The following is a 22,166-nucleotide window of genomic DNA, read 5'->3' as shown; positions in this document are numbered from 1 at the left end:
TTTTTCATAAAATTTAAAGGGAGTGTAATTTTATGCCACAAGTTGTTGTTGAAGGTCAATACTTAGGTACAAGTATTAAGAAATCAAGTTTTAATGGAGAGGAAAAACAACATGTTCAATTAGATATTTATCAGCCGAATAGTTCTGATAATGATAAAACTGTTGTTATCAAGTGTGAAGATTTTGAGGTTATGAATAAGTTTAAAGATACTAAAATGGGTACACCTGTTAAAGCAAATGTAACCATTAACGCTTATCAAAATAAAGCGTATTTTAAATTGATTGATATAGCGTAATAACGTTATATGAAGACAAAAAAATGAATGTTAAAGAATCTTTGAATGAAATATTTCAAAACTATGTTGTAGAAACAACAGAAGGCACTTTTCAAGTGTTTAAAAGCTTTTCTTATGGCGAGATGGCTATATCTTTTCTACTATTGACTATTATTGTTTTGTACGTGATGAAATGGATATGGGAGGTCGTACGATAGATGATTGAGTTATTCTCGATGTATTCTTATTTAGGACTTCCCGTAGTGATTATTGTTGTAGGTTGTGCATTTGTACGCTTTGGTAAGGAGTTGCTAAGGATATGAATGATTCAACCTTTAATCATGCAGTAGTATGGCTGTTTAGTAATTCTGGTTTTGTAAAATACCTTACTGGTATTACTAGTTTCATAGCCCTCCTTATAGTGTCGCTTTACCTATATAAAAGATGGGGGGAATAACTTTTGAGTTTTGATTTACCAATTAATCAAGTTATTCGTTACGCCTATAATACATTTGCTAGTGCGGATGCAGTTTTGTATCTATGGATCGGTGCGAGTTTTGCAGCGTTCACGCTCGGTAAGATTTTAGGAGTAGTTCGATAATGGGTTTATTTGACCGTCATAGCGATAAGATACCCGAAGCAACCTTTAATGTAGAGAAATCAAATATGAGTACAATTTTTACGGAGTTTGGGTATGCTTGGCATACTTTCAAGCCGTATGTACTTTTGCTTTTAGGTTGTGCTTTTGCGTTTTATGTAATGAGAAAATATAAAAATCAATATGCAGATGATTGAGATGGAGGAATTTTTAAATGAATAATCTTGTTGTAGGTGAAGGAATGCCAGCAGTAAATTTAAAATACGATTTAGCCGATGTTGCTACTTCAACGGGGAATTGGACGCAAAGTCTATGGTTAGCGGCAGCGTTTGCAATTGGTATTCCGTTAGCATTCTTCATTATCCGTAACTTAAAGAGTATTTTTGTATCAGGTTAATTATTTCATCTAACACAATTAGTTAAATAGTAGAAGAGGTTTCCTATATAAAACATAAGGGAAGGGAGTATTTTTCCCTTTCCTTTTTTATTGGATTTGGAGTGTTCGTGTTATGGATGGATTTTTAGAATTTTTTCTCCCGATTTTCTGTAATGGATTAGTAAATTTAATTTTTTTGACTATATTTACACTCTCTATGTTATTGATTTGGAAAAAAGATTTGGAGTGATTGAAATGGATTTAACTAATATTGCAATGACTATTGCTGGTATTTGCGTAATTATTATTTTGATTTTTGTAACTGTTTTTATATGTTCATTAATTTTTATAGGTACTAAAGATATGTTTGACCAATATAAAGCTGATAAGAAGAAACTTTATAAAAGAGATTTTAGAGAATCATGATTAAGAAAATAGCAATTATAATTATGTTCGTTTGTAGTTACATTGTATGTTACTTCTAATACTTCGTGTATATGCTGATGGTCCAACCTTCTATGCAATTAGTTGGGAAGTAGAAGTGTGATCTATCGACTAAACAGACGTTATGGTTAACGGTAAATATATTATTGATTATCAGAGTTAATGATATGATGAATATTTATAGTTTTTCAGTTGAGTGAGTTAATTGCATTTAGTGAATGATTGTACGTTTCAACAGTCAGCGAAATGGGTAATGAACAAGACCAGAACAAGAATGAAAATAAGTTTCGGTATTAATTGGTGATATCGTAATGGAACATATGCATTTTATATTTTTGCTAATGGTAAAAAAGTAGGTCATGTTCGTTTTAAAATAAAAGGATTTGCCGAAAATGGTCAAGCTACAAAAGGTGAAACTAAATGGCGTGATAAGTTAGCTGAATATTATGGAGTTCCTGATGATGGTAATGCTGAACATGTTCAAGATAAAGATGCAATATACAACGGTGTTTGTGTAAATGACAACGTTGATGATAATAAACCAATTGGATCAGGAGAAATAGAAAAGCCAAAGGAAGATAATAACAATGGTGGAAATGATAATAACGGTAGTAATGCAAAGTTGGACAAAGCTTTAAAAGATATAAATGATGCTTTAAAAAACATTGAAACATCTAGTGAAGATACAGCAAAGAATACGAAAGAAATTGCGGATTCTAATAAGAAGATTTCGGATGCTGTTGGTACGATTAAAGATACGGTAAGTGAAATTTTAAAAGAAATGAAGCCTACAACGGATGTTGTAATAGATGAATTGAAAAAGCCTGATTTGATTAGACCGAAAGATGAAAATGAAAAATTTGAAGATAAAAATGAGTATTTTAAAGAAGGAAAAGAAGAAAAAGTTCCAACGGATGCTCTCCCTGATGCACCTGATCCAAAACCTTGGAAAGATGAAGATGGAAAGGAAATGAAGAAGGAAGATAAGTCTGAGAAGGATAAGCCTACAGAGAAGGACAAGCCCTCTGAAAAGGATAAGCCTACAGAGAAGGACAAGCCCTCTGAAAAGGATAAGCCTACAGAGAAGGACAAACCTTCTGAAAAGGATAAAACGCCTGAGAAGGATAAGCCTACGGAGAGGGACAAGCCCTCTGAAAAGGATAAAACGCCTGAGAAGGATAAGCCTACGGAGAAGGACAAGCCGTCTGAACGTGATAAACCATCTAGTAAGGATAAAACACCTGATAGAGATGGTACACCTTCTAAGGATAAAACGCCTGATAGAGATGGTACACCTTCTAGGGATAAAACACCTGATAGAGATAGTCCATCTAGTAGAGATAGAACACCTGATAGAGATAGACCGTCTGGGAAAGATGGTGTTCCGGAAAGGGAGCAACCTGTAGGAAGAGATCCTGTTATGAGTAGAGACCCGTTTCTTACGAGAGACCCTGTTCTAAGGTAAGGAGTGTATATATGTTAACGATTAATGATATTTTCAGTGCTTTAAAGTTGTGCTTGGATTATTCGGATACAACTATATATGTATGTTTTGTTGTAATGCTGACTTTTGCCATTTGTATCAAGTTTAAAGATATTTTGACTTGGGGCTACTAATTTATGACTGATGCTATTTTAAATGGTTTAAGTAAGGTTGGTAACGGAATTGTAAAAGGTTTTCAAGCTTCGATGGAGTTTTTAGCTAAACCATTAGGATATTTACTAGAGTTTTTAGAAGGTATATTTTACTTTTTTGCTTGTTTGTTCAAAGTTGTTGTATTGATCGTTAAAATATTTACGGCTTTGTTTCAATTCTTTTGGGCTACGGCTACAAGTGTTATAAAAACTTTGCTTATGTGGATTGGAGTTACGCCTAGCGGTAAGGTGTATTTGCCACATGAAGCTCAAAATGGTTTCCAAGTTGTTATTGATAAGGTAATGCCTACGGGGTTAATGACTACTGTTCCAATGGTTGCTACAGCCTTCTTATGGTTGTTTTTTGGAATGAAAGTGTTCTCCTTATATGGCGGTAGTATGGGTTTCTCATTCCCTGAGAGAAAGAAATAGGTGTGTGTTTATATGAAATCTGTTATTGATACTATTTTTAGTCCGATTTTTGGTTGGTTAAATAAAATGTTTGACGCAATTATGAAGTTAACTGTTCCAGCATCGCATCCAATTAATCCGAATTCGTTTTTTAAGGCGTTTGCGATGCTTGGAAACGGTTGGGTCATATTTGTAAGTACCGCCTGTGTATTGGCAGCCACTTACGGAATCTTGTTTGTTGTAATGGCGTTTAAGCATGGTGTTATTGAATTTAAAGTGTTCGTGAAATGGTGGTAGTTAGATGATTGTAATTATTATAGGTATTCCTTTGTTTATTTCTTTTTTTGCTTATCTAGTGTTAGAGAATTGGTGGTAGTTATAGATGGGAAAATTAAGTTTACTAGAATCTATGTTTTTATCTAGTGTTGTGCTTTTATTAGGAATTTTGGCTATGTTGCAATTGATTAGTTATATGGAGGCGTTATAAATGGAATTATTTCATGTGAGTCCTGTTGTGGGGATTATCGGTGGTACTATTACTGGTTTAGTTGCTTTATTTATATATAACAAGGTTACAGGGGAGTAAGTTATGTTTGGTTTAGTTGTGTTTTTTATCTGTTTTGCAATTTCATTTTTTGTTTGGATTTATTTGAATACTAGAGAAAGTTTCGGTGATGGTGAAGAAAGATGAATACAAATGTGTTTAGTGTGTTTTTTACAATCGGTGGTTCGGTTGGATTAGGACTATTCTTATTTTTGGTACTTCCAACATTTCTTATATATAGAAAAATGAGCAAGTGAGGTATAGATGATGTTTAAGAAAAAAAAAGGTCAAACTTTTAGTAATCATAAAGCGTTTGTTATTCGTGATGATGTTATGTATGTAGAACGTGTTAAATGTGCTGATAGTGATGTAGTAGAGACGGAGACAGCCATTTATAAAACGGATGATGCAAAGCGTTATTATAACGAGACTGAGGGCGCTATAGCATATGTGTTTAATGTTGATATTCCTAGCAAAGTAGAAGCTGAAAAGTTAAAAACTTTAAGACGTGCAACTACGATCAAAAATATTTTTAAATATGATACGGAAAAATCTTTTGATTTTAAAGAAATGATTCCTTGGGTCATTGTAGTTCTTACTTTATTGCTTAAATAATGTTTGTGATTTGTTTATAAGAAGGGAGAAGTTAATATGTTAAATTTTCCACAAAATGATGTAATTGATGCTTTTTTGAGACTTTCTTGGTTTCTATTGATGTTTACTATACCTGTTGTTTTGATTCCTTTAATTATAAAGGTAATCAAAGGGACTTTTGTTGATGAAGGTTATAAGAGTTCTAGTAAATTTAGTGGTTCTGGTAGTTCTAATAAGTCTTCAAAAGTGAATTTGAGTAAAAGTAGTTATTCGAATTCTGGTTCGAGAAGTTCAAGTAGTTCAAGTAGTTCAAGTAAATCAAGTAGTTCTAGTACGGATTATTTACTTAATACGTCTTTGTTAGCATCTTCATATGATTATGATTCGGGTTCGAGTTCTTCATGTGGTTCAAGTTCTTCATATGATTCTAGTTCAAGTTCTTCTTATGATTCGGGTTCTTGTGATTCTGGTGGATGGTAATAATGTTCGTGATTTAGTTAAAAAGGATCTGGAATTCCAGGATCTTTTCAGCTGATATTTTGAGTGAAATACGAATGTTTAATGAAAAAAATGAGGTGATTGTATGTTTGAAAAAATTAGTTGGTTAAGTAAGTCTAGGAATTATCGATTGATGGCTCATATTGCTATGGCTTTGTTAGATAGTGATGACGAAAAGGAACGTGTTGATGGGATGAAGTTGAAAGAAAGATTAGAGAAAGAGGGGTATTGTTTTGGAGACTATAAACCAACAGTTATGTGAAGAAAATCCTCTTAATTTATCAAAAGAACAACTAGAACAAATGGAAAAGAGTTTGGATCATGTACCTGTTCAAGAAACAATGATAGAAGAATTTTATGAGGATGAAGAAGAAGTTAATAATAATGAAATGCTTGAGTTATTGCATTTTATGCAACAGAACGGTGTTCCTCTTAAAAGTGAACAGGTAAAAGCTATGTTTTTAATGCGAGAAATGGGAGTTGGAGATATTGCGAAATTTATGGTTGATATGAAACCGAAAGTAACTCCATTCCAAAGATTCTTTGAATTAATTAATAAAATTACGCTTGCTGACCGAATTAAGGGTAATGCGAAATTATCAGGTCTTATAAAGGCTCAAGTTGCTAGTGCGAATGGTGTAATGCCTGAAATGAACAAGCATATGAGAGAACAACAAAGGATACAAAGGGATGTGAGCCGATAATGTATATTTACACATTCACTGGTTTCATGGGAACCGGTAAAACGTTAGGTATGGTTCTATACGCTAAGATGTACCAACAGAAAACAGGATGTACATTGTATTCGAATTTTGGTGTAAAAGGTTCTAAGCCTTTTACATCGTTTAAGGATTTTTTAAAGATTGCTAAAGAGCCATCGAGTATTTTGTTATTAGATGAGTGTCATTTAGATATAGACAGCCGAAACTCGTTGTCTAATGCTTCTAAATACTTCTCTCATATTGCTTTCTTCTTACGGAAAATGCGTTGTACATTGATGCTTACAACTCCGTTATTTAGTAATGTGGATAGTCGTTTTAGAGATATTACATATGTATATGTTCCGGTAAGAAAGGATAAAAAATATTTTTATTATCCAATAGTAGATTATCAAGAAGATAGATTGCTAAAAACAATGAAAATGAAAAAAGAGAATGCTATTAAGTTGGTAAATGAGGTGTTTGATACTCATTCAATGGTAACTCCGTTAGAATATCCAGCAAATAAGGCTGAGTTTGATAGTTTACTGGTCGATTTGAAGAAAACGAACGATTTGTATTATGAAACCCTCGACAAACTAAAGATGTTGAGAGAGTTGAAACAAGCGATATAACAAATGCGTTAGCACGAAATGCACACACGCCCTAGCGGGTGGGCATGAGCGGTTAATGTTAAGGGGATGATTGAAACATGAAAAATAGTTTTGTTGTGGAGCAATCAATAAAAAATGTATGTGATGAAATTGATAATTTAAAGGAGAAATTAAAACTTTTGGGTATTGATCCAAGGGATTATTACAAGGTGATTGATAGTTTAACTGTGGTTCGTTTGTACTTAGATAGTATGCGTTGAGGGGTGATTGTTGTGATAGGTAGTAAAAGAGTAAAAAGACAAGTAGAAGGTACTATAGAAGCGTTTGAGTCGTGTATGAGTCATATTAGGCGTTTAGATACGAAATATGAGTTTACAGAACAAGAAAAGCTAGAATTGTATAGATTTGAATATCAATTGAAAAATTTAAGTAAAGAATTAAAAAGAGAGTTAATAAGAGATGTTTAAATCTTTTCCCTTACTTTTGGGGTTGGAAGGCTGGCTTTAAAATAAAACGTGATTGTTAAGAAGTAGGGCCAAGAATATGGACGTTAGGAAAGCGATTAGGCGCTTATAATTGCTAGAACAAGCCGATTAGCGTAACTCTTACTTTTGGGTATATACGGCTTGGCGATAAGCCCAAAAGCGCCTAAAAATGTTTCACAAGGACGTAACGAAGTGTAGAAAGTGGAGATTTTTCAGTGTAGCGTTTTGAAAAATACTACTTGGTTCCTTGTTAAAGATTTAGCTAAATGGAGGTAGAGGTGTGTTAATTGCAAGTTAAGAAGTATTTAGCGGTTTTTTCTTTAATGATGATAATGTGTTTATCTGTTTTGCCTAGTTTTACGAGTGCAGAAGTTAAAGAGGTTTCAATTTTACAAGGTAAAAAAGGATATACAAGTTTAGCTTTTGACCAAGTATTTTCATTTAAAGGTCAACAATTTATAGCAAATAATCCTATGTATTTTAACTATGATATTGGTAATAATCGAACGCCATCTGTTTATTTTGATTTAGGTGTTGAAGCTGAAGTAACTCAATTTAGGATAACTCCTTCTGATGGTAATAATGTTAGGAATTATAAACCGGAAGCAGTCTTTACTTTTTTTGATTCTAATAAAAATAAAATTGGTTCTGATTTTTTAAAGCTTTCTAGTGGTGTGGAATATAAAAAAGATATTAATTTTAAAAAAGTTAGGTATGTAAAGTTTGATTATACTTCTGGATACAATGTTAGTGGGATTGAAAATGCTATTTTAGGCATGAGTTTACTTGCTAAAGCTGATTTAACTAAGTTAGATGATATCTCTAATTTAAATGCTGTTGAAGGTGTAAATGATGTTAATTTTACATGGAATAATCCTAATATGGTTGGATTTACTGGTGTGAAAATTTATAAAGAAGATAAATTAGTTGCTACTGTTGATAAGAATGAGAGTGCTTATAAAGTTGATGGGTTAGAAGCGAATAAAAATTATAATTTTAAATTTGTCTCTGTTTATGCTGAGGGTGAATCTGTAGGTATTCAAAAAGGAGTAAAAACTCTTATTGATCCAAAGACAGTTCCTCCAGGTCCTGTATTTTCTTTGACGGCTGAACCAACTGATAAAACAGTGAAATTAAAATGGAAAAGTCCAAAAGATGATGATTTAGCAGGATTTAAGATTTTACAAAATGGAAAACAAGTTGCTGAAATAGGTTTGGAAGAAGAATTTACAGTGAAAAATCTTCAGCCATTAACAGATTATAATTTTGGTGTTATTGCGGTTGATAGAGATAAAAATGATTCTTCGCCAGTTAATTTATCTGTAAAGACTTTAGAGGAAAATGATGAAGAACCACCACATGTGCCGTCAAATGTGTTTGCTAAGCCTTCTAACGGTGCTTTAATCGCTTCTTGGGACAAAGTATCTGATAAAGATTTAGCAGGATATAACGTCTATTTAGACGGTAAAAAGATTAATAGTAATTTGATTTCGTCTACTAATTTTACGATTAAAAATTTAGAGAATAATAGAAAGTATAAAGTACAGGTTCAAGCGGTTGACCGTTCGGGAAATTCAAGTGAATTGAGTCTTTCAGCGTTTGGGACTCCTGATACAAATACTATACCTATTATCGAGAGTAAATATAGTTTAGAAGATGTTTCTGATGGTGTTGGAGTTATGTTTTCTCAATTATGGCTTGTATTAGCGTTTGCAGTTGGTATTCCATTAGCATTCTATATTATCTACAAGTTGAAACACACTGTGTTGCCATAATGATCTTTGTTTAAATAATAAATAATTAAATGGAGGTAGAGGTGTGTTGATTGCGATTTAAGAAGTGTTTTGTTGTAGTGTCTTTTCTTTTAGTGTTTATGTGTTCGTTTAATGTTTATGCAGAAGAAAAGGAGACTAATATTTTAACTAAAGGAAAAGGTTTTGTTATTGCTAATGATATATATTTTAAAAATACTTTAAATTCTAGATATTTTGATGAAGTGATTGATAATAATGATTCTACAGTTTATTATTTACCATCTCCGTTTTATGTAGATTTAAAGGATAATTATAGTATTAGTAATTTTAGAGCGTTTATAAGGGTTAATAGATATAACAGTACGACTTTTAGAATGCAGTTTTATGATGCTGATAGAAAGTTAATTAAGGAAACAAGAGTATATCCAGCAGGTTCTTCAGTATCAAGTGAGACTGTAGAGTATAAGGAAGAATTTGATGTTCAAAATATTAGGTATCTTGGTATTTCTGGAGGACCAGCCTTATTTGATTTAAAACTTTTTGGTTCTAAGTATGTTCCATCTATTACGAATTTAAATTCTGTACCAGGTGTGAATGATGTTAAATTTACTTGGTCTAATCCTAAAAATGAACTTTATAGAGGTGTAAAGGTATTTGTAGATAATAAAGAAATTGCTACTGTTTCACCTTCTGATACATCTTATAAATTTTTAGATTTGGAATCTGATAAGGAATATAGTTTTAAGTTTGTTTCATTATACGATTCAAATGGTGAAATTCTTGAATCTAATACACTTACTAGGAAAGTTTCGACACTTGTAGACCCTAAAACAATACCTCCTAATCCAGTATCTTCTTTAGTTGCTGAACCAACTGATAAAACGGTGAAATTAAAATGGAAAAAGCCTAGTGATGATGATTTAGCAGGATTTAAGATTTTACAAAATGGAAAGAAGATAGTTGAAATTGGTTTAGAAGAAGAATTTACGGTAAAAAATCTTGAACCATTAACAGAATATAATTTTGGTGTGGTTGCAGTAGATAGAGATAAGAATGATTCTTCTCCTGTTAATTTGTCTGTAAAGACTTTAGAAGAAAAAGATGATGTTCCACCACATGTGCCATCAAATGTGTTTGCTAAGCCTTCTAACGGTGCTTTAATCGCTTCTTGGGATAAAGTTTCTGATAAAGATTTAGCAGGATATAACGTCTATTTAGACGGTAATAAAGATTAATAGTGATTTGGTTTCTTCTACTAATTTTACGGTTAAAAAGTTAGAGAATAAAAGAAAATATAAAATACAAATTCAAGCGGTTGACCGTTCGGGAAATGCTAGTGAGTTGAGTCTTGCAGCGTTCGGGATTCCTGATACAAATACAATACCAATTATTGAAAGTACATATAGTCTTCAAGATGTTTCGGATGGTACAGGAGTTATGTTTTCTCAATTATGGTTTGCGTTAGCGTTTGCCGTTGGTATTTCATTAGCATTTTATATTATTTACAAGCTGAAACATGATGTAATGCCATAATGATCCCTGTGTGATTTATGGCTTTTCTTAGAAAAGATAAATGAGGTGAAATAATGGTTTTTGTAGGTATTCTTATGGGATGTTCAATTTTGTATGTATTTGCTTATAAGAAGTGTCGAAAAATTTCAAAGTAAGGTGATTATATGATGATATTATTTTTTGTTTTAAGTTGGATGTGTGTTGGTTATACAATTTGTTTATTCGTTGATAATATAAAGAAATTTTTTAGAAATATGAAGCTTTCATTTTTGCTTCTATCGTCTTTAAATGTGTTCGGATGTATTGTGTTTGTTGCTCTTGGTTATATGTCATATCATTCGATTTGGGGGATTTAAATGAACGATTTCGATGTTTTAATTAATTTATTTTGGTCGTTTTTATGGATATGTGGCGCTTGTTTTATGGTTTTAATGTCATTAGTGATAATGAAACGAATGGTTGTTGGTAAATCAACTTATAGTGGTTCTTCTAGTAGTAATAAGGATTCGATAGATGTTGCGTTAATTACAACTATTACAAGTAGTAGTAACGATTGAAAGGATTGAAGAAGTTGATTCTATTTGAAGTTATTGTGTTGCTACTTTATCCGATTACAGTTTATTTGATTTTAAATCGGATTATGTTGTTTATTAATACTTATAAAATATCTAAATTTAAGAGAGTTGATATAGATGGATAGTGTAATTATTTATGGTTTTTGGTGTATATCATTGTATTGTTTTTATAAAGCGATAAAAGAAACTATATCAAAGGAAACGGTATCAGAATGAGCGAGTATATGCCTACGAATGAAGAGTTTTTTATGAAGTCTAAGTTTTTACCTTATGTGATAAAAGAGCCTGAGTATGGGCTTCTTATAGCCTCTGTAGGCTTTGTTCTTTTGATGTTGCTATTGTTTTATAAATGTAGAAAGGATAAGTAATAATGAATTTTGTTTTGGATCGTTTAGAAAAATTCGATAAATTTTTAGTTAAATATTTTTTTCCTGAAAGATATAAAGATGAATTATTTGGAGATATGTTTAACAAACTTTCTCCTATTATGGATATTATGTTGTTTTCGATAATAGTTTTTGTGTTTTTAAATGATCCAATCCTTTTATCTTGGGATAGGTTATCTGTTTTGTTAGGTGTTTTATATGGTCTTTTTTATTTGAGTCCACTTTTTTTCTTTAAGGAATTGAGTTTTAAGTTATTGATTAAATTTCGTTTGAAATATGGAATTTTCAAGGCTTTGTTTTATTGGTTCTTATGTGCTTTGGTTATGTTGTTGTTTTTAAAATTTGTATGGTGAGGTGTTTGATTTGTTTGCTGATTTGAGTTTAAATCCTAGACGTTTATGTGATTTTTTGTTTGATATACTTCTTTTATCTTTTGCGATGTGTTATGCAGTTGTAATGTTGCCTAAGGCTAATTTAAGTGATGTTCAATTATTTGTTACGTGTTTTGTTGCTATAGGTTTGGTTTATTTTATGAGAACAAAGGCTCAAAAATGGGTGTTTAAATTATTTGATATGGTAATGAACCGTTTTGGTAAAGTCGTAGGTTGGTTATTGTGGCTAAGTTTCATAGCTATACCAATTTATTTGCTTTTTAATTTATAAGTTTAGAAAAGGAAAATAAAATAGATAAAAATAAATTATTCAACCCTATGTGATTACTTTTTTTAAAAACGTATACACAATGGGTTGTTTTTGTGTATACATTATGATATTATGTGTACATAAGAGTTTGGTAGGAGGTTTTTAAATGTCTAAAGTAGCAGAAGTAAAAAAACATAGATCATTTCGTTTTTCTGATGAAGAAATTTTATTGATTGATGAATTAGTAGATATTGAAAATGATAGAAGAAAAACGGTTGCTAGAGAAATGAATTTGGAATATAAAGCGTTGAATCGTACAAGTTTCCTTTTGTATTTAGCTCAAGAAAGAAGACGTAAGTATCAAGAACAAGGAGAGATATGATATGAATCATGAGGTTGTAGGTAAGTTTTTTTCGATGTGTTTAACGATTTTGTTTTTTGTTATAATTGTTTATTTTATTTGGCATTTCGATTTTGATTCTAGTTTAATTAAGGTTCCTTTTAGTATTTCTTCTTAACTTGTTAATATTAATAGGGGATAGAGTCGCACTTTTTGAAAAAGCTTGTGTTAAATGGATTTGTGTTCGTTTTTAGTCTGAATGTTTCGAGGTGAAAGTTTTGGCACTGGATACGTCAAAGTGTGGGAAAAAGACCGTTCATCTACAGGCAAAAGACACTGGAAAGCATTATGTACGGTTGATGACGTGCAATAAACTTGAGTGTCCAAACTGTCAGCCTGTAATTTCCGCACGTATACAAAAAATGGTTCGTTATTATGCTCAACATGAACGTCTTTTCTTTTTTAATACTATTACATCAAAAGATGGATTTAAAGATTTAGAGAATGTATTTAAAAAGATTCGTAAAGATTTAACTCATAATTCTACAATTGAAGGTTATATGAAAATTAAGAAGGTTTCTTATGAAAAAGCTCTTTTGTGGTATGAAAAGAGGAAAAAGAAATTAATAAAATCTGATTTAGATATTGAGTTGCAAATTATTGCTCGTATGGATGCTTTAATTAAAGTAGCAAAATTAAATAGCGTGTATTATATGAGATTGTCAGAGTCTAAGAAGATAGCGTTTAGAAAACAATATGCTGATTCTATTAAAAGGCAATTTGATGAAAGTTATCGTTTGAAGAAAAATGATAATGATCTTTGTGAGAAATTGAGAGAAAAGATTGAGAAACGTTTTTCCGAAAATGAGCATGAAGATTTTAAATTTATTCGTGTTCTTGAGTATCACAAGAGTGGACAACCTCATTATCACTTTTTAAGCAATAAATACATATCTCATACATTATTAAAGAAAGTGACTGTAGAGGGTGTTTCAGAGGTCTATGATAATACTTATATCGTTGAGGATGCTATTTCTAAGAATAAAGAGTTGAATTATGACAATGTTGATACTAGTGTTGTAGCAAATTATGTTTCTAAGATTACTGATTATGTTACGAAAGATACTATTGAAACTTATTTAGAGGTGCAGAAAGAAAGTGATATTACTAAGAAGTTGATTAGTTCTAGTAATTCTATAAAGATTTTTGATGATAAAGATGAGAAAGATCTTAAATATAAAAAGTTAGCTGTTTTTGATTATCAGTTGAATTCTACTAATTATGAAATTCCTTCGAATGTTGGAGAGGTTTATGAAACTGTAGAAGAGTTTATAAAAGAACATTCAAAAATGCTTCGTGATGAGCATGCTATAAGGTTACATCATTTAGTTAGAGAAATGGATTTATCTGATGAAATTAAATATAGTTATATGATTCATGAACGCTTGTTGCAAATATCTTCTATGGATTTCTTAGTTGAAAGACTTGGTGATTATAGAACAGAAGGATTGACTTTTGATCAGGTAAGATTGATGAAATCATTTATTGATAATCGTATCACTTTGCTTTTAGGAAGAGCAGGAACAGGAAAAACATATACTCTTGGTTAATTTGTTGAATCGTTTAAAACCTGATCCAAATAAGACAATTGTTTGTACTTATACAGGTAAGGCTTCTAGTAGGATTCGTGAATTGTTTAGAGAGTATGATTTACAAGATTATAAATCGTTAACTATACATAAAACTTGTGCTTCTAACTTTAATTCGAAGTTCTTTAGAAATGAATACAACATAATTGATTGTGCTTATCTTATTATTGATGAAGTTTCAATGATTCCACGTGAGATATTGTCAAAATTACTTCAAGCAGTTCCTAGTCACGTGAAAATTATTTTTGCGGGTGATGATGCTCAATTGCCACCTGTAAATGATACGAGTATTATTCCTGAATTAGAAGCGTTAGAATTTGTTAATACAGTTCGATTGACACAAGTTTTTAGAAGTGAAGATGCTGTACTTGGACAAGCTTATAATGTTTTAGGGCGTAAAAGCGTTGATTATAATTTGTTTGGTAAGGATATGAAAGAATTGGTTTTAAAATTAATTTCAGGTGGTTATCAAATTCTTACAAATACAAGGAAATTAGCTAAAGATATTAATATGATTGTTCAAGAAAGTAAGAATGATATTACAAAGTGTTTTGATGATTATAGATATAATTTGAATGATAGAGTCATGATTATTGCTAATAGTTCAGCTAGAAATGTAAGTAATGGTGATACTGGAAAAATTATTGATTTTGATGAACGAGGCGTTTGTGTTCGTTTGGATCTTAGAGGATAGAGAAGTATTTTACAAGTATGAAGATACTGAAGAAATTGTACCGGCATATGCTTTTACAGTTCATAAATCACAAGGTAGTGAGTATGAGAACGTAGCAGTATTTGTAGATAGTCAGCCGAAATTAAATACTAATAATTTGCTTGTATACAGGCATTACAAGAGCAAAAAAAGATATAAAAGTTTATGTTCCTAATGAAATGGTTTTAACTACTATGATTAATACAGTCCCTGAGCCTGTATCAAATGTAACATTAAATAACGTGTTTGACGTTGTACATGGTGTTATGGACATAAAAAAATCATCTTCTATGGCGAGAAGATGACGGGTATTTTGTCCATGACACCAAAAGAAATCTTCTATGGCGTTGAAGATTTGTGTCCATAAGACAAAAAAATGAATATCAAAGAATACTTGTATTATACATTTAAATAAATATGTAGTCCATTCTAAAAAGCCGTAATTTTTATGGCTTTTTTTGGTGGTTTTTGATATGAATATAATCTGAATTTATTCAGAAAGTTGTCCGAATACATTCGGAATTTGTTCGGAATGTGTTAAGATAATAGTATGAAATCATTCGGAATTGGAGTGTTTGTATTGGAATATGAAAAAGTGATTGATGTAGTTGATGCTGTTAATAATGGTGAAAAAGTAGTAGAAATAGCTAAGAAATTAGGTATTAGTAAGGATACTTTTTCGAGAAGATTGTCTGAAGTTGGTTATAAATTCAATAATAGTTTGAAGATATATGAGTATGTAGGAGAAGCTTCGGAAGAGGATAAGGTGAATGTAAGAAAGTCTTCTGAAATTTTTCAGAAGAAAGTAAGAAAGAGTTCGGTGAAGGTTCAGAAAAAAGTCGGGCAAAATGAAGAGGAATTTCAGAAAAATGTCGGACAAGAGGAAAAAAAGATTCAGAAAAAAGTCGGACGAAAGGAAGAGAAAAATGTAGAAAAGGGAATTGAAGTGAATAACTTAAGTTTTTCAGAAGATGAGATTAAAGCTTTAAAGAAGCTTGTTAAAATACAACAAAGTGATGAAGCGAAAATATTGTTTGATTTAATGGAATTGCCTTTTTCGGGGAAAACTATTAAAAAGACGGTTCTTGTTCGTGACGATCTACTCGATGACTTTGAAAAGTTTGCTGAAAAAATCACTGTTAATAATAAGATGATTACAAAGAATATGTTAATTGAATTGGCTTTGTATGATTTTATGACAAAGTATAATAAAAATTGAGGGCGTAATGCTCTCTTTTTTTTATATACTGTTGTTTTTAATGGTTTTGTTTTTTGTTTATAGTATGTATGTAGGGAATTCATGTAGGAAATATATACATATATGTTTTTGGTAGGAAAGGTGTTTTTAGAAAATGGGCAGAAAGAGAATTGATCCAGAAGATAAGAAGGTTAGATTGAATGTTGCAATTAAGCAAAAATATGTTGATTTAGTTAAAGAAGAAGAGAATTCATCTCAATTTGTTGAGGATGCAATTATAGAACATTTGAAGAAAAATAAAAAACTTTAATTTTTTTTTTGGAAATATCTTGTTTTCTGTCCCTTTCTTTTGCTATAATCAGAACATAAAATCTTGCCGCGAATAAGTGTTCGATTTTATGTTCTATTTTTTTCATAAAATTTAAAGGAGTGTGATTTTATGCCACAAGTTATTGTAGAAGGTCAATACTTAGGTACAAGTATTAAGAAATCAAATTTTAAAGGGGAAGAAAAACAACATGTTCAATTAGATATTTATCAGCCGAATAGTTCTGATAATGATAAAACTGTTGTTATTAAGTGTGAGGATTTTGGTGTTTTAGAAAAGTTTAAAGAAACAAAAATGGGTGCACCTGTTAAGGCTAATGTATCTATTAACGCTTATCAAAATAAAGCGTATTTTAAATTGATCGATATAGCGTAAAAACGTTATATAAAGACAAAAAAATGAATGTTAAAGAATCTTTGAATGAAATATTTCAAAACTATGTTGTAGAAACGACAGAAGGCACTTTTCAAGTGTTTAAAAGCTTTTCTTATGGCGAGATGGCAATATCTTTTCTACTATTGACTATTATTGTTTTGTACGTGATGAAGTGGATATGGGAGGTTGTTAGATGATTGAATTATTTTCAATGTATTCATATCTAGGACTTCCCGTAGTAATTATTGTTGTAGGTTGTGCATTTGTACGCTTTGGTAAGGAGTTGCTAAGGATATGAATGATTCAACCTTTAATCATGCAGTAGTATGGCTGTTTAGTAATTCTAGTTTTGTAAAATACCTTACTGGTATTACTAGTTTCATAGCCCTCCTTATAGTGTCGCTTTACCTATATAAAAGATGGGGGGAATAACTTTTGAGTTTTGATTTACCAATTAATCAAGTTATTCGTTACGCCTATAATACATTTGCTAGTGCTGATGCAGTTTTGTATCTATGGATCGGTGCGAGTTTTGCAGCGTTCACGCTCGGTAAGATTTTAGGAGTAGTTCGATAATGGGTTTATTTGACCGTCATAGCGATAAGATACCCGAAGCAACCTTTAATGTAGAAAAATCAAATATGAGTACAATTTTTACGGAATTTGGGTATGCTTGGCATACTTTTAAGCCGTATGTACTTTTGCTTTTAGGTTGTGCTTTTGCGTTTTATGTAATGAGAAAATATAAAAATCAATATGCAGATGATTGAGATGGAGGAATTTTTAAATGGATAATTTTGTTGTAGGTGAAGGAATGCCAGCAGTAAATTTAAAATACGATTTAGCCGATGTTGCTACTTCAACGGGGAATTGGACGCAAAGTCTATGGTTAGCGGCAGCGTTTGCAATTGGTATTCCGTTAGCATTCTTTATTATTCGTAACCTAAAGAGCATTTTTGTATCAGGTTAATAGTTAACACACATTTAGTTCAATAGTAGAAAAGGTTTCCTATATAAAACATAAGGGAAGGGAGTATTTTTCCCTTTCCTTTTTTATTGGAGTTGTTGATGTGGATTTACTTGAGAAGAAATTTTATGTTCTTTTTGTTATTTTCTCCTTAATCCTTTTTTCAGTAACAATTTATTCGTTTTGGTCGAATGAAGAGTTGTTGAAGAATGGTAAACGTTTAGAATCTGTGATTGTAGATATGGATCATAAGGAAGCTACCTCTGATTATATTATTTCTGGTGGTGCAGTAATTGATATGTCTAATCGTGAGGAATATTCGATTAAAGTTTATGTGAATAAGAAACTTTATGATTTGTCTGTATCTAATGATTTTTATAATTCTGTAGAGATTGGTAAGAAAGTGAAAGTTATTGAGTATAAGGATAGAGTTGTTTTAGATAATTGAGTGGAGTGATTGAAATGGATTTAACTAATATTGCAATGACTATTGCCGGTATTTGCGTAATTATTATTTTGATTTTTGTAACTGTTTTTATATGTTCGTTAATTTTTATAGGTACTAAAGATATGTTTGACCAATATAAAGCTGATAAGAAGAAACTTTATAAAAGAGATTTTAGAGAATCATGATTAAGAAAATAGCAATTATAATTATGTTCATTTGTAGTTACATTGTATGTTACTTCTAATACCTCGTGTATATGCTGATGGTCCAACATTCTATGCAATTAGTTGGGAAGTAAAAATGTGATCTATTGACTAAATAGACGGTATGGTTAACGGTAAATATAATATTGATTATCAGAGTTAATGATATGACGAAATGTTTATAGTTTTTCAGTTGAGTGAGTTAATTGCATTTAGTTAGTGATTGTTCGTTTCAACAGTCAGCGAAATGGGAAATGGACAAGACCAGAACAAAATGAAAATAAGTTTCCGTATTAATTGGTGATATCGTAATGGAACATATGCGTTTTACATTTTTGCACAATGGTGAAAGTGTTAGGTTATGCACGTTTTAAACTTCAAGGATTTACCAGAAAATGGTCAAGCTACTGGAGGAGAAACCGTATATTGGCGTGCATAAGGTAGCTGAAGTATTACGGATTTGCCTGAAATTGAAAAGCTAAATCCTGAACATGTATGCAGGATTATGATGGTAATACATGACGGTATTTGTACTAAATGAGCGACGTTGACGCTGATAAACCTAATTGGTAGTCAGGAGATATAGATAATTCGAAAGGATGATAATAACAATGGTGGAAATAATAATAATGGCGGTAATAATGAAAAGTTAGATAAAGCTTTAAAAGATATAAATGATGCTTTAAAAAATATTGAAACATCTAATAAAGAAATAGCAAAGAATACGAAAGATATTGCTGATTCTAATAAGAAGATTTCGGATGCCGTTGATACGATTAAAGATACGGTAAGTGAAATTTTAAAAGAAATGAAGCCTACAACGGATGTTGTAATAGATGAATTGAAAAAGCCTGATTTGATTAGACCGAAAGATGAAAATGAAAAATTTGAAGATAAAAATGAGTATTTTAAAGAAGGAAAAGAAGAAAAAGTTCCAACGGATGCTCTTCCTGATGCACCTGATCCAAAACCTTGGAAGGATGAAGATGGAAAGGAAATGAAGAAGGAAGATAAGTCTGAGAAAGATAAGCCGACAGAGAAGGACAAGCCTTCTGAAAAGGATAAACCTACTGAGAAGGATAAACCATCTGAAAAGGATAAAACGCCTGAGAAGGATAAACCAACAGAGAAGGACAAGCCTTCTGATAGGGATAAGCCATCTGAAAAAGATAAGACGCCTGATAGAGATAAGCCTTCGGAACGTGATAAACCATCTGGTAAGGATAAGACACCTGATAAAGATGGTACACCTTCTAGGGATAAAACGCCTGATAGAGATGGTACACCTTCTAGGGATAAAACACCTGATAGAGATGGTCCATCAAGTCGAGATAAGACACCTGATAGAGATAGACCTTCAGGTAAAGATGGGGTTCCAGAAAGGGAGCAACCTGTAGGAAGAGACCCTGTTATGAGTAGAGACCCGTTTCTTACGAGAGACCCTGTTCTAAGGTAAGGAGTGTATATATGTTAACGATTAATGATATTTTCAGTGCTTTAAAGTTGTGCTTGGATTACTCGGATACAACTATATATGTATGTTTTGTTGTGATGCTGACGTTTGCTATTTGTATCAAGTTTAAAGATATTTTGACTTGGGGCTATTAATTTATGACTGATGCTATTTTAAATGGTTTGAGTAAAGTTGGTAATGGTCTTGTAAATGGATTTAAAGCGACAATGGAGTTTTTAGCTAAACCATTAGGATATTTACTAGAATTATTAGAGTGTATTTTTTATTTTTTCGCTTGTTTGTTCAAAGTTGTTGTATTGATCGTGAAAATATTTACGGCTTTGTTCCAGTTTTTTTGGGCTACGGCTACAAGTGTTATCAAAACTTTACTTATGTGGATTGGAGTTGTCCCTAGTGGCAAAGTGTATCTACCACATGAAGCCCAAAACGGTTTCCAAGTTGTTATTGATAAGGTAATGCCTACGGGGTTAATGACCACTGTTCCAATGGTTGCTACAGCCTTTTTATGGTTGTTCTTTGGAATGAAAGTGTTCTCCTTATATGGCGGTAGCATGGGGTTTAATTTCCCTGAGAGAAGGAAATAGGTGTGTTATGAAATCTGTTATTGATACTATTTTTAGTCCGATTTTTGGTTGGTTAAATAAAATGTTTGACGCAATTATGAAGTTGACTGTTCCGGCATCGCATCCAATTAATCCGAATTCGTTTTTTAAGGCGTTTGCGATGCTTGGAAATGGTTGGGTCATATTTGTAAGTACCGCCTGTGTATTGGCAGCCACTTACGGGATTTTGTTTGTAGTAATGGCATTTAAGCATGGTGTTATTGAATTTAAAGTGTTCGTGAAATGGTGGTAGTTATAGATGGAATTGTTGTTTTTTACCCTTGCGGAATATTTTTTCTATACTTCGTGTGTTGGTATTTGTTTATTATGGTTAGTTTACTATTTATTTATTGAGGAGTGATTATGAATGGAATTATTTAATGTGAGTCCTGGTGTTGCTATTGTTGGTGGTATTATTACTGGTTTAACCGCTTTATTTTTATATAACAAATTTACAGGAGAGTAATTTATGAATACAAATGTATTTAGCGTATTTTTTACAATCGGTGGTTCGGTTGGATTAGGACTATTCTTGTTCTTGGTACTTCCAACATTTCTTATATATAGAAAAATGAGCAAGTGAGGTATAGATGATGTTTAAGAAAAAAAACGGTCAAACTTTTAGTAATCATAAAGCGTTTGTTATTCGTGATGATGTTATGTATGTAGAACGTGTTAAATGTGCTGATAGTGATGTAGTAGAGACTGAAACAGCCATTTATAAAACAGATGATGCAAAACGCTATTATAACGAAACTGAGGGCGCTATAGCGTATGTGTTTAATGTTGATATTCCTAGCAAAGTAGAAGCTGAAAAGTTAAAAACTTTAAGACGTGCAACTACGATCAAAAATATTTTTAAATATGATACGGAAAAATCTTTTGATTTTAAAGAAATGATTCCTTGGGTCATTGTAGTTCTTACTTTATTGCTTAAATAATGTTTGTGATTTGTTTATAAGAAGGGAGAAGTTAATATGTTAAATTTTCCACAAAATGATGTAATTGATGCTTTTTTGAGACTTTCTTGGTTCTTATTGGTGTTTGCTATACCTTTTGTTTTGATTCCTTTAATTATAAAGGTTATCAAAGGGACTTTTGTTGATGATAGTTATAAGGGTTCTAGTAAATTTAGTGGTTCTAGTAGTTCTAATAAGTCTTCAAAAGTGAATTTGAGTAAAAGTAGTTATTCGAATTCTAGTTCGAGAAGTTCAAGTAGTTCAAGTGGTTCAAGTAAATCTAGTAGTTCTAGTACGGATTATTTACTTAATACGTCTTTGTTAGCATCTTCATACGATTATGATTCGGGTTCAAGTTCTTCATGTGGTTCAAGTTCTTCATATGATTCTAGTTCAAGTTCTTCTTATGATTCAGGTTCTTGTGATTCTGGTGGATGGTAATAATGTTCGTGATTTGTTTAAGAAATGGAACGGCAGCGGTGCAAATTTCAGCTGATATTTGATGTGAAAAACGAATGTTTAATTAAATAATGAGGTGATTGTATGTTTGAAAAAATTAGTTGGTTAAGTAAGTCTAGGAATTATCAATTGATGGCTCATATTGCTATGGCTTTGTTAGATAGTGATGACGAAAAGGAACGTGTTGATGGGATGAAGTTGAAAGAAAGATTAGAGAAAGAGGGGTATTGTTTTGGAGACTATAAACCAACAGTTATGTGAAGAAAATCCTCTTAATTTATCAAAAGAACAACTAGAACAAATGGAAAAGAGTTTGGATCATGTACCTGTTCAAGAAACAATGATAGAAGAATTTTATGAGGATGAAGAAGAAGTTAATAATAATGAAATGCTTGAGTTATTGCATTTTAT

The 22,166-nt window shown here is 31.6% G+C and carries 36 protein-coding genes and 1 pseudogene; all 37 read left to right on the top strand.

All coding sequences use genetic code 11. From position 1 onward, the window contains the following. The first annotated feature begins 32 nt into the window (after positions 1-32). The 37 genes and pseudogenes from JFU02_RS04335 to JFU02_RS32400 all read left to right on the top strand — a co-directional run bounded on the left by JFU02_RS04335 (position 33) and on the right by JFU02_RS32400 (position 22,016). On the top strand, positions 33-296 hold the full coding sequence (locus JFU02_RS04335; RefSeq protein ID WP_201069981.1) for a hypothetical protein: 264 nt from the start codon (positions 33-35) through the stop codon (positions 294-296). A gap of 439 nt (positions 297-735) precedes the next feature. Beyond that, the gene (locus JFU02_RS04330; RefSeq protein ID WP_000006947.1) at positions 736-876 is read left to right on the top strand and encodes a hypothetical protein; all 141 of its coding nucleotides are present in this window, start codon (positions 736-738) and stop codon (positions 874-876) included. After that, positions 876-1,070: a hypothetical protein gene (locus tag JFU02_RS04325; RefSeq protein WP_033690058.1), complete on the top strand. Its 195-nt coding sequence runs from the start codon at positions 876-878 to the stop codon at positions 1,068-1,070. Before JFU02_RS04330 ends, JFU02_RS04325 begins: the two co-directional genes overlap by 1 nt. Positions 1,071-1,087: 17 nt before the next feature. After that, positions 1,088-1,270, top strand: a complete 183-nt coding sequence (locus JFU02_RS04320) for a hypothetical protein (RefSeq protein ID WP_098290557.1) — start codon at positions 1,088-1,090, stop codon at positions 1,268-1,270. A gap of 234 nt (positions 1,271-1,504) precedes the next feature. Beyond that, positions 1,505-1,675, top strand: a complete 171-nt coding sequence (locus JFU02_RS04315; protein WP_201069886.1) for a hypothetical protein — start codon at positions 1,505-1,507, stop codon at positions 1,673-1,675. A gap of 640 nt (positions 1,676-2,315) precedes the next feature. Beyond that, the gene (locus JFU02_RS32000; RefSeq protein ID WP_242488053.1) at positions 2,316-3,158 is read left to right on the top strand and encodes an MSCRAMM family adhesin SdrC; all 843 of its coding nucleotides are present in this window, start codon (positions 2,316-2,318) and stop codon (positions 3,156-3,158) included. 155 nt (positions 3,159-3,313) lie between these two features. Next, positions 3,314-3,760: a hypothetical protein gene (locus tag JFU02_RS04305; RefSeq protein ID WP_201069978.1), complete on the top strand. Its 447-nt coding sequence runs from the start codon at positions 3,314-3,316 to the stop codon at positions 3,758-3,760. 12 nt (positions 3,761-3,772) lie between these two features. Further along, a complete protein-coding gene (locus JFU02_RS04300; RefSeq protein WP_086405573.1) occupies positions 3,773-4,036 on the top strand; it encodes a hypothetical protein in 264 nt (87 codons plus the stop codon). Positions 4,037-4,550: 514 nt separating this feature from the next. After that, on the top strand, positions 4,551-4,898 hold the full coding sequence (locus tag JFU02_RS04295; RefSeq protein ID WP_201069975.1) for a hypothetical protein: 348 nt from the start codon (positions 4,551-4,553) through the stop codon (positions 4,896-4,898). Positions 4,899-4,934: 36 nt separating this feature from the next. Then, entirely contained in the window at positions 4,935-5,357 is a 423-nt protein-coding gene (locus JFU02_RS04290; protein ID WP_242488052.1) for an RNA-binding protein, read from the top strand. Positions 5,358-5,460: 103 nt separating this feature from the next. Further along, a complete protein-coding gene (locus JFU02_RS04285) occupies positions 5,461-5,637 on the top strand; it encodes a hypothetical protein (protein WP_201069972.1) in 177 nt (58 codons plus the stop codon). Beyond that, a complete protein-coding gene (locus JFU02_RS04280; protein WP_201069969.1) occupies positions 5,609-6,079 on the top strand; it encodes a hypothetical protein in 471 nt (156 codons plus the stop codon). Before JFU02_RS04285 ends, JFU02_RS04280 begins: the two co-directional genes overlap by 29 nt. Then, positions 6,079-6,708, top strand: coding sequence for a P-loop NTPase family protein (locus tag JFU02_RS04275; RefSeq protein ID WP_201069966.1), 630 nt, complete (start codon positions 6,079-6,081; stop codon positions 6,706-6,708). The genes JFU02_RS04280 and JFU02_RS04275 overlap by 1 nt, the downstream gene beginning before the upstream one ends. A 77-nt stretch (positions 6,709-6,785) precedes the next feature. Further along, positions 6,786-6,947, top strand: a complete 162-nt coding sequence (locus JFU02_RS04270) for a hypothetical protein (protein WP_201069963.1) — start codon at positions 6,786-6,788, stop codon at positions 6,945-6,947. A 12-nt stretch (positions 6,948-6,959) separates the two neighbouring features. Beyond that, positions 6,960-7,154, top strand: a complete 195-nt coding sequence (locus JFU02_RS04265) for a hypothetical protein (RefSeq protein ID WP_201069960.1) — start codon at positions 6,960-6,962, stop codon at positions 7,152-7,154. A 305-nt stretch (positions 7,155-7,459) separates the two neighbouring features. Next, positions 7,460-8,947 carry a fibronectin type III domain-containing protein gene (locus JFU02_RS04260; RefSeq protein WP_201069957.1) on the top strand — a complete coding sequence of 496 codons (1,488 nt, stop codon included), beginning with the start codon at positions 7,460-7,462 and terminating at the stop codon, positions 8,945-8,947. 50 nt (positions 8,948-8,997) lie between these two features. Next, a complete protein-coding gene (locus JFU02_RS04255) occupies positions 8,998-10,161 on the top strand; it encodes a fibronectin type III domain-containing protein (protein WP_242488051.1) in 1,164 nt (387 codons plus the stop codon). Between the two features lie 7 nt (positions 10,162-10,168). Beyond that, positions 10,169-10,459, top strand: coding sequence for a hypothetical protein (locus JFU02_RS31995; protein ID WP_242488050.1), 291 nt, complete (start codon positions 10,169-10,171; stop codon positions 10,457-10,459). A 335-nt stretch (positions 10,460-10,794) separates the two neighbouring features. Beyond that, entirely contained in the window at positions 10,795-10,995 is a 201-nt protein-coding gene (locus JFU02_RS04250) for a hypothetical protein (protein WP_201069500.1), read from the top strand. 388 nt (positions 10,996-11,383) lie between these two features. Further along, positions 11,384-11,752, top strand: coding sequence for a hypothetical protein (locus JFU02_RS04245; RefSeq protein WP_201069499.1), 369 nt, complete (start codon positions 11,384-11,386; stop codon positions 11,750-11,752). Positions 11,753-11,762: 10 nt separating this feature from the next. After that, entirely contained in the window at positions 11,763-12,062 is a 300-nt protein-coding gene (locus JFU02_RS04240) for a hypothetical protein (RefSeq protein ID WP_201069498.1), read from the top strand. A gap of 145 nt (positions 12,063-12,207) precedes the next feature. After that, positions 12,208-12,423 carry a hypothetical protein gene (locus JFU02_RS04235; protein ID WP_201069497.1) on the top strand — a complete coding sequence of 72 codons (216 nt, stop codon included), beginning with the start codon at positions 12,208-12,210 and terminating at the stop codon, positions 12,421-12,423. 236 nt (positions 12,424-12,659) lie between these two features. After that, a pseudogene (locus JFU02_RS04230) lies at positions 12,660-15,047 on the top strand (ATP-dependent DNA helicase). Between the two features lie 275 nt (positions 15,048-15,322). Next, positions 15,323-15,961 (top strand): helix-turn-helix domain-containing protein, encoded by a 639-nt coding sequence (locus tag JFU02_RS04225; RefSeq protein ID WP_201069872.1) that lies wholly within the window; start codon positions 15,323-15,325, stop codon positions 15,959-15,961. A gap of 133 nt (positions 15,962-16,094) precedes the next feature. Beyond that, positions 16,095-16,250, top strand: coding sequence for a hypothetical protein (locus tag JFU02_RS04220; protein ID WP_172448360.1), 156 nt, complete (start codon positions 16,095-16,097; stop codon positions 16,248-16,250). Positions 16,251-16,379: 129 nt separating this feature from the next. Then, a complete protein-coding gene (locus tag JFU02_RS04215; RefSeq protein ID WP_012477674.1) occupies positions 16,380-16,643 on the top strand; it encodes a hypothetical protein in 264 nt (87 codons plus the stop codon). A gap of 435 nt (positions 16,644-17,078) precedes the next feature. Beyond that, a complete protein-coding gene (locus JFU02_RS04210) occupies positions 17,079-17,219 on the top strand; it encodes a hypothetical protein (protein WP_000006947.1) in 141 nt (46 codons plus the stop codon). Further along, the gene (locus JFU02_RS04205; protein WP_033690058.1) at positions 17,219-17,413 is read left to right on the top strand and encodes a hypothetical protein; all 195 of its coding nucleotides are present in this window, start codon (positions 17,219-17,221) and stop codon (positions 17,411-17,413) included. Before JFU02_RS04210 ends, JFU02_RS04205 begins: the two co-directional genes overlap by 1 nt. Before the next feature lie 17 nt (positions 17,414-17,430). Further along, complete coding sequence (locus tag JFU02_RS04200) at positions 17,431-17,613, top strand: hypothetical protein (protein ID WP_201069944.1); 183 nt, start codon at positions 17,431-17,433, stop codon at positions 17,611-17,613. 100 nt (positions 17,614-17,713) lie between these two features. Then, positions 17,714-18,058, top strand: a complete 345-nt coding sequence (locus tag JFU02_RS04195) for a hypothetical protein (RefSeq protein ID WP_201069941.1) — start codon at positions 17,714-17,716, stop codon at positions 18,056-18,058. 14 nt (positions 18,059-18,072) lie between these two features. After that, the gene (locus tag JFU02_RS04190) at positions 18,073-18,243 is read left to right on the top strand and encodes a hypothetical protein (protein ID WP_201069886.1); all 171 of its coding nucleotides are present in this window, start codon (positions 18,073-18,075) and stop codon (positions 18,241-18,243) included. A gap of 826 nt (positions 18,244-19,069) precedes the next feature. After that, positions 19,070-19,717, top strand: a complete 648-nt coding sequence (locus tag JFU02_RS31990; RefSeq protein WP_242488049.1) for an MSCRAMM family adhesin SdrC — start codon at positions 19,070-19,072, stop codon at positions 19,715-19,717. A 155-nt stretch (positions 19,718-19,872) separates the two neighbouring features. Then, positions 19,873-20,319 (top strand): hypothetical protein, encoded by a 447-nt coding sequence (locus tag JFU02_RS04180; protein ID WP_201069938.1) that lies wholly within the window; start codon positions 19,873-19,875, stop codon positions 20,317-20,319. Positions 20,320-20,326: 7 nt separating this feature from the next. Beyond that, positions 20,327-20,590, top strand: coding sequence for a hypothetical protein (locus JFU02_RS04175; RefSeq protein WP_086405573.1), 264 nt, complete (start codon positions 20,327-20,329; stop codon positions 20,588-20,590). Positions 20,591-20,930: 340 nt separating this feature from the next. After that, on the top strand, positions 20,931-21,278 hold the full coding sequence (locus JFU02_RS04170; RefSeq protein ID WP_086790490.1) for a hypothetical protein: 348 nt from the start codon (positions 20,931-20,933) through the stop codon (positions 21,276-21,278). A 36-nt stretch (positions 21,279-21,314) separates the two neighbouring features. Next, on the top strand, positions 21,315-21,737 hold the full coding sequence (locus JFU02_RS04165) for an RNA-binding protein (RefSeq protein WP_242488048.1): 423 nt from the start codon (positions 21,315-21,317) through the stop codon (positions 21,735-21,737). Between the two features lie 150 nt (positions 21,738-21,887). Further along, the gene (locus tag JFU02_RS32400) at positions 21,888-22,016 is read left to right on the top strand and encodes a hypothetical protein (protein WP_276571041.1); all 129 of its coding nucleotides are present in this window, start codon (positions 21,888-21,890) and stop codon (positions 22,014-22,016) included. Positions 22,017-22,166 lie beyond the last annotated feature (150 nt).

This window comes from Bacillus sp. TH13 (assembly GCF_016651175.1).
Classification (GTDB): Bacteria; Bacillota; Bacilli; order Bacillales; family Bacillaceae_G; genus Bacillus_A; species Bacillus_A thuringiensis_S.
Note: the sequence above shows the minus strand (reverse complement) of the source record. Positions and strands in the feature narration are given on the sequence as shown.